This window comes from Cryobacterium sp. W22_MBD10_FK3 (genome assembly GCF_052113745.1).
Lineage (GTDB): Bacteria > Actinomycetota > Actinomycetes > Actinomycetales > Microbacteriaceae > Cryobacterium.
In genome coordinates this window covers 1-1,080 of the sequence record NZ_JBGQOH010000043.1, presented here as the reverse complement: position 1 = coordinate 1,080, position 1,080 = coordinate 1, and the positions used below count along the sequence as shown (strand labels likewise).

The following is a 1,080-nucleotide window of genomic DNA, read 5'->3' as shown; positions in this document are numbered from 1 at the left end:
TGTACTGAGCCACTACCTGGGTGACACTCGGCTGATGGGTGTTCCTCCGATGCCGGTGTGGATGCGTTCAGTGTTGTAGTGGTTGAGCCAGGGGGCAAGGGCGTCAGTGCGTTGTTGGTTGCTGGTGTAGATCTGGCGGTATGCCCATTCGGTGGCGAGGGTGCGGTTGAGGCGTTCGACCTTGCCATTGGTCCAGGGGCAGTGCGGTTTGATGAAGCGTTGGGTCGCGTGGAGTTGGGCGACGGCTTTCTTGAAGTCCGTTGAGAGGCGGTAGGCGAAGGCGTTGTCGGAGAGGACGCGTTCGATTCTCGGGATGCCGCAGGAGCGGAAGAACCCGGCTGCGCGCAGCAGGACGCCGGCGGCGGTGATGCCTTTCTCGTTGGGGTGGATCTCGGCATAGGCCAGACGGCTGTGGTCGTCGATGACGACGTGAACATAATCGAATCCGATGCCGCGGCCGCGGACGGCTTCGGAGCGCCCGTGAGCGCGCCAGCCGCCGCCGTCGGGGATGCGGCCGAGTTTCTTCACGTCGATATGGACCAGTTCACCGGGTTTGTCGCGTTCATACCGGTTCGCGGTGGCCCGGGAGGCCCGGATCAGTTCACCCGTCAGCGGGTCGCACCACGCTAATGGCGGAACATGGTGGCGGGCCAGGATGCGCGCCACCGTCCGCGCCGGCACCGCGGTCACCGCAGCAATTCGAAGTGGTCCGGCTTTCAGTTGCCGCCGCGCCTGCAGTACCTCGATTTCTTTCTGCGGACTCGTCTTCGTCGGTGAGGAGCGCGGCCGCGATGATCGCTCAACCAGACCCGCCTCGCCCTGTTCCCGGTAGCGACGCACCCAGCGGTGGGCGCACTGGCGTGAGATACCGAGCTCTTTGGCGACGTGGGCGACGGGGCGTTTATCCACAACTACGCGCTGGCTGAGGATAAGTTTCCCGCGCATGGTCAACGGCGGATTAGGGTGACCCATGGGAACCTCCGGTGCTTGTGACGGCGTTAGACCCCTCCACTAAGCCCGGAGGTTCTCCTCTTTCACAAGCCCAGAAGTGTCACCCAGGTCATGGCCCAGTACAGCTAG

Annotated in this window: 1 protein-coding gene; it reads right to left on the bottom strand. The window is 63.8% G+C overall.

Translation table 11 applies throughout. The annotated features are described in order from the left end of the window. Nucleotides 1-12: 12 nt before the first annotated feature. On the bottom strand, nt 13-972 hold the full coding sequence (locus ACEN2M_RS18705) for an IS481 family transposase (RefSeq protein ID WP_441649647.1): 960 nt from the start codon (nt 970-972) through the stop codon (nt 13-15). Between the last annotated feature and the right edge of the window lie 108 nt (nt 973-1,080).

Bases quoted from the DNA above. Each gene is read 5' to 3' on its own strand.
- ACEN2M_RS18705 (WP_441649647.1), bottom strand. From the start codon at position 972: ATGGGTCACCCTAATCCGCCGTTGACCATGCGCGGGAAACTTATCCTC.